The organism is Ilyomonas limi, assembly GCF_005233845.1.
Taxonomy (GTDB): Bacteria; Bacteroidota; Bacteroidia; order Chitinophagales; family Chitinophagaceae; genus Ilyomonas; species Ilyomonas limi.
Genome location: NZ_SZQL01000045.1, coordinates 1 through 6,129 on the forward strand (window position 1 = coordinate 1; position 6,129 = coordinate 6,129).

Annotated in this window: 7 protein-coding genes; all 7 read left to right on the top strand. The window is 38.6% G+C overall.

Annotation, left to right across the window (positions count from 1 at the left end; genetic code table 11):
• Positions 1–636, top strand: a 636-nt coding sequence (locus FC093_RS23280; protein WP_206106676.1) for a hypothetical protein, incomplete at its 5' end; no start/stop codon positions are given.
• A gap of 218 nt (positions 637–854) precedes the next feature.
• The gene (locus tag FC093_RS23285) at positions 855–1,259 is read left to right on the top strand and encodes a hypothetical protein (protein ID WP_137264226.1); all 405 of its coding nucleotides are present in this window, start codon (positions 855–857) and stop codon (positions 1,257–1,259) included.
• Positions 1,260–1,870: 611 nt separating this feature from the next.
• Entirely contained in the window at positions 1,871–2,194 is a 324-nt protein-coding gene (locus FC093_RS23290; protein WP_137264227.1) for a hypothetical protein, read from the top strand.
• A 29-nt stretch (positions 2,195–2,223) separates the two neighbouring features.
• Positions 2,224–2,769 (top strand): hypothetical protein, encoded by a 546-nt coding sequence (locus FC093_RS23295; RefSeq protein ID WP_137264228.1) that lies wholly within the window; start codon positions 2,224–2,226, stop codon positions 2,767–2,769.
• A gap of 828 nt (positions 2,770–3,597) precedes the next feature.
• The gene (locus FC093_RS23300) at positions 3,598–4,104 is read left to right on the top strand and encodes a hypothetical protein (RefSeq protein ID WP_137264229.1); all 507 of its coding nucleotides are present in this window, start codon (positions 3,598–3,600) and stop codon (positions 4,102–4,104) included.
• Between the two features lie 248 nt (positions 4,105–4,352).
• The gene (locus FC093_RS23305; RefSeq protein WP_137264230.1) at positions 4,353–5,201 is read left to right on the top strand and encodes a phospholipase D family protein; all 849 of its coding nucleotides are present in this window, start codon (positions 4,353–4,355) and stop codon (positions 5,199–5,201) included.
• Between the two features lie 228 nt (positions 5,202–5,429).
• Positions 5,430–5,915, top strand: coding sequence for a hypothetical protein (locus FC093_RS23310; protein WP_137264231.1), 486 nt, complete (start codon positions 5,430–5,432; stop codon positions 5,913–5,915).
• Positions 5,916–6,129 lie beyond the last annotated feature (214 nt).

The window sequence follows — 6,129 nt, forward strand, 5'->3', positions numbered from 1 at the left end:
AACAAGTGCATTGCCAAAAGTGGGGCGGATGAACAAAACTCATCATCAGTTTTTCAATCCGGCTTTTGTACTATATTTATGCTGATGAATAAAATTGCCCCACCATCGGCAATGCGCGAACGTTGTACGCTACTTTATGGAAACAGTTTTAAAGTGCATCATTTAAGCATGACAAGACTTCTATTCTTTATTTTACTTCTTCCGACAGTTACTTTTGGGCAGACAATCAACACGACAGACAAAAGCGGACGTCGGAATATTTATAATGACGCAATTAGCCGATATATTACTTTAGTATCCAAGAGTGACAAATCAATATTTGACACTTTGCTCCTTTTTAAAGATGACTTACTTACCGACAGTTTACAGACGACCATTCAAAAGACAAGAATCATGCTGTTGGACTCAACAGACATATCAAATAGACTTGAAAGAGACGATTCATTTATTGGGCATCGCATATTTCCATTAAGTTTTGACAATGGACAATTTTATATAAACATCGTACCGTTCCGTGTTCATAAAGACAAGAACGGAATTGCACTTGGAAACACTGGAACTTGCGTGGTGAGTTATCATTATGACACAAACAAAAAAAGCTTTAGATTTTATAGGTCTGCTTGCAATGGTTTCTGACAAGCAGCGTACAACAGCGGGTTTGCTGCCATAGCGGGGTGACGGAAGCCATTCAGCAGTAGCAATTCTGTTGTTCTTTTTCAGCTATATTTGGGGCTGACGTGCACGAAGTGCCGCTGCGGCAGCAAGCCTTAATCGTTGCACGCCATGTTAAACAAACATCCTTCAAGCTTTAGTGGGGCATGGACACAGTTTAATAAGTTGACACATTCATTCGCATGACACAGAACGCAGACTTAGAAATCAAGGTTATCAAAAGGTTTGTTGACAAGGCAAAGCAAGACCGCTACATTCAGTTCGTTTCATCTATAAAAAACAGACACAAGTTTATCAGCGACCTTTCTCATTTCAACTTTTTTCAGTGGGACAAATTTGAGCCTGTCAAAGGCATTGAAGAGCAAGTAATACTTCAATCACTTCAAAAAAATGGTATAACAGACAAGACCTGTTACGTTATTAGCGAAAACGGTGACATTGACACCAAAACTTTGGACATCAAAAAAGCAATTAGTGACACAGTTGGCTATGGCATGGGGACAATTCTTGTTTTCGGTGACGCTGACATGATTTACTTTGAAAGTGAGACAATGAACACAAGGTTTATTAGTAAAAGAGTTCGCTAAGGGTTTAGGTTTCATCGGGTGACGAAACACAGGCGTGCAACATGTGGTTTGCTGCTATGCTGGCTGACGAATAAATCACCATCTTTTTGTTCGCTATCAGCAGCGGTTCGGTCAGACGTAATTCTATTGAGCTTTTGTTCTTAACTTCATCATCAGTAATTCTAATGGGCTACAGTTCCGGGCTGGACGTTATAAAATACCAGCACAGCAGCAAGCCTGAAACGTTGCTTGCCATGCCGCCGGACAGGTTTTCAGGTTCAAAATGGTTCGACAAAATTCAGTTGGTTCAAATGGGTTAGACTTGACCCAAAGCCCACATCAGCAGACAGTTTTCTGTTTGACATTTGCAAGTTTTCCGGACTGTTGTTTTTAATTCAGCTTTTGTATTTGGTGGACTTTAGCTCAAGTCTAAGCGGTTGGACAAAACAAAATAATTTAGTCCGACAATTCAGACCGGACAAAGCTATCGGACGACAGCACCGCAGCAACGATGTGAAAAAAGTTTGCTTTTGTAATCAGTTTTTGGTGGAGACAGCACTTTTAGTTGTTTTTTGCACTTTTTGACACAACTCTTTTATTCAAAAGGGACACAGTGCAACAACAAGTGCTTTTTGCAACATTCTTTCGGGCGACAGGACAGTTCACTTTTAAAAAGCAAAACAATTTTCAACAGTTTTTTAGGGCAGCCATTATCACCTAAAACGCAAAGTTGTTTTGGTGGACACGACACCTCTTTTACGCAAGCAAGCATCCATTCAAAGGCACAGCAAGCAACATTTGGTTTTGCGTCATGGCGGCTGACGCAAGCCATTCATCAGCAGATTTTCTATTATGCTTTTTCAGCTATATTTGGGGCTGACCTGCACGAAGTGCCGCCACAAACGCAAAGCCGGCACTCGTTGCCTACTATTTTCAGAAGATGCCTCCAATCATGAAATTTCAAATGGACAATACTTAAACCCGGATGAAACTTAGAACAATTGATGTTACCATCCTACTCATATTGGGACTGCTTTGTGTTGCAAGAGCGACTTGGGGAATTTTTAAGGATATAAACGTGAAGCTCTCGTCAGCCAATTCGGTGACAGGAAGGGTTATAAATTCAGGTATCATTCAAATCGACAAAGCCACGTTCAAATCAAAGAAGTACAAGACAGTCTTTGCATTAACGCTGGAAAATTCAGATGAAAAATTTGCTGTAGAAAGAGGTACAGACGTGTGCAACTACTTGAACTCACAAATACAGCCTGGCGACACAGTAAAGGTCTTTTACAGACAAAGCACAAGCGAATACAACACATTTGTTTTCCAAATCGAAAAGGGGCAAAGGACTTTAGCGGACATTAAAGAGTATCAGAAAGGACAGGCAAAGATGATTGTTCTTATGTACGTTTTCGGGTTTGCAATTTTGGGCGGACTTTTAGCTTGGTACTTAAACGAGAAAAAAAAGTCAAAATTGGCAGCGACGGAATTTGACCTGCTCATACAAAAAACCTATGAAAATAGATAAAACAGCAGGCAACAGCGGTTTGCTGCAATACAGGCTGACTAATAAAACTTCCACTATAAATCACTATTTTGCTTTAGTACAAAGGTTAAGCTGAAGGAACGTGAAATGCCTGTACTGACAGCAAGCCGATGACCGTTAGCTGGCATATTAAGACAGACAATTATTGTGACGAAGGTTATATTTTATAGACGTAATATCAATGACGGACTGCTCGTAACTTATACGTTAGCTGTCGTTTCAATATTTTCCATTAGCTTGACGCATGACAAGGTAAATTTACAGTTATTACTTGCTGTACACTTGATTATCATTTTGCTCCCATTAGTTTTAGCGACATACAAGGTGACCATACAAGGACGCAATATAACTGTAACGAAGTCGTTTGTTGGACTTCCTTACAAATCATTAACTCAGCACTTTGACGACATTCAATTCAGTACGGACGTAATTAGCTTTGTCAATGACAGTTCAAAACTTGAATTTATAAATTATACAGGTGACGGTTATTGGCTGGGGGACTTTCCCGACTGTATTTTGGTAACGCTTGGCGACAAAATCCTTGTTCTTGGACGAAAGAAAAACTTTACAAAATTACAATGCAAGCTATCTGTGTTGAAATGAAACGCCAGCTAACACATAGTTTGCTGCCATAGCGGGGCGACGAATCTCGGCTGAACAGCAGGAATTCTAATGAGCTTTTCGTTATATATTTGGTCTGACGAACCACGAATTGCCGCTCCGGCAGCAAGCCTGAAACGTTGTGCGTCACTTTAGAGAGACCTCGTTCACCTTTGACATTTTTGACTTTTATTAAATCGACAATACATCTTGACTGAAAATCAAAACATATTCACACTCGACAAAAATATCTGGATACAGGACGACTATGAACAAATGGGCTGGCATGACTGTAGCATTTATGGCTTGCTCTTTTTGCCTGTGAATGAAATTGGTTCGACACATTTAGTATTTGACATTGACTATATTTTCAAATGGGTTAATCCAATAAAACCTGGACAACCTTTTTCTTTTTGGGTTTCGCCTTGTACTTTAGTTTTTAAAGACACCTTTGCTTTGACAATGAACATTGACAGAAAAGGCGGAACAACTGATATGCTTGAAATCGCAGACCTTTATCTTGTTGACAAAGTAGAACAAGAAGCAAATCAATGGATTTATGAATGGAACATTGACTTGCAAGAAGGAAATATAAGTTTCAAGTCATCTGGATTTGAACAAATCGTAAGACAAAAGCCATTTTTTACAGACGGACAATTTCTAACACTTGACGAACGAAATGGCATTAGTTTTAGCCAAACGCCTTGTACCGCATGACAAAAAGCGAACGCACAACAATCGGTTTGCTGCTATGCTGGCGGACGTAATGCAGCATCAGCTTTTTGATCGCTAATCAGCATCAGTTTCGGCTGACGGAACGCTATGGAGCAGTAGAATATATTTTGTACTTTGGTTTTTCAATTCGGCTTCAGTTGCCGGGCTGACAGTTATAAATACCAGCACAGCAGCAAGCCGGCAACATTAGCTGTAACCCTTAATGAACATCACGTTCCTAAAAATAATACATGGCGACATTCTTGACTGGAAATGACCTAAATGCTCAATTAGAAAATCTTTTTGAGTATGCTGACGAGTACATAATACTCATTTCTCCATACATCAAACTTCACGACAGATATGCTTCGGCATTGAAAGCCAAAAAGGATAATCCCAACCTTAAAATTATTGTAGTGTTTGGGAAAAATGAAGATGACTTTTCAAAAAGCATGAAGCAAGAAGATTTTAATTTTTTCAAAGACTTTCCGAACATAGAAATTCGTTACGAAAAAAGACTTCATGCAAAATACTATGCTAATGAAAGTTCAGCAATCTTGACATCAATGAACCTTTACAATTTTTCGCAAGACAATAATATTGAAGCAGGAGTTCTTACAAATAGAAAAGGAATACTGGGAAGCATTACCAGCCAGGACACTTTAGAAAATGATGCTGCTGGATATTTTCAAAGAGTTATAGAGCAATCCGATTTACTTTTTCTTAAAGAACCAAAGTTCGAAAGCACGCTGTTGGGGTTTTCAAGGCGTCACACAAACTCTGTAATTGAGACAGACAAACTTTCTGACTTTTTTAATAACAAGATAAAGGCTGACACTTCTTTTAAAAAGGACACCTTTATTCCTAAGCAGGCGACAAAGCAAATGGGTTTTTGTATTAGAACTGGAATGCAAATACCATTCAATCCAAAACTTCCAATGTGTGACACAGCTTTTCAAAGTTGGAAAAAATTTAGTAACAACGAATACGCTGAGAAATTCTGTCATTTTTCCGGCGAGCTATCAAATGGTGAAACAAGTTTTTCAAAACCGATTCTTAGAAAAAATTGGGCAAAGGCAAAAGAAACACATAAACTCTAACAGGCGACTGTATAGGGTTTACAGCTAACAGGCAGGTTGGCAAAAATGCGGGCAGACGAAAAACGTTCCTCAACTTTTGGTTCATTGCTCAGCTGTAGTTCCATCGGACGGAACGCAATCGGCGAATATCTATAACTTGTACTTTAACTAAATAATTAACTTCAGTAGCCAGGCGGGACGGAATGCTATTATCCGCACTTCGCCAACCTGTAACGTTATACGCAATCAATGAGACTGACTATAATATTATTCTTTATTATTGTGACAACAAGCAGTTGTCATTTCTTTGAGCCAAGAGATACAAGCTATGACACACCTATCAAAAGCCTAACACAACTGAATAATCTAACAGGAAGTTGGAAAGCGACAGCAGAGACTTATGAGTTATTAAAACAAAGGAAGTATAAGGTTGACAGTATGAGTCTTGTATTCCGCAATGATTCAACTTTTGTTATTACAAATCTTCCGGACTGTATAAATGACGGTTTTGGAGAATCAATAGATGGTAAGTTATATAAGGTAGCAGGAAAATGGAGTGTACAAAAAAATAAGCGTGACTGGGAAATTGAGATGGCATTTGACAAAAACGAACTATTTCAGGCAAAGACTTACATGAACTTTGACATTGCAATTACGGACTCAATATATCAGCTCTATTGGTATTTGGGTGACCCGGACGATGCAGAACCAATTACATTTGAAAAACCTATATAAAAGCGTATAACAAGTAGTTTGCTGCCATAGCGGCTGGACAAACATGTGCTGAACATCAGAAATTCTATTGAGCTATATAATTATATTTGGGCTGATTTCTATGACTCAGCCAAGTATTTTTAATTTATTTTCAAGCTATTTTCTTAAAATTATCCACATAATCTCTTTTATTTTTTACAACGGCAAAGGCTCTTAATACGAGTTTGTTTTTAAT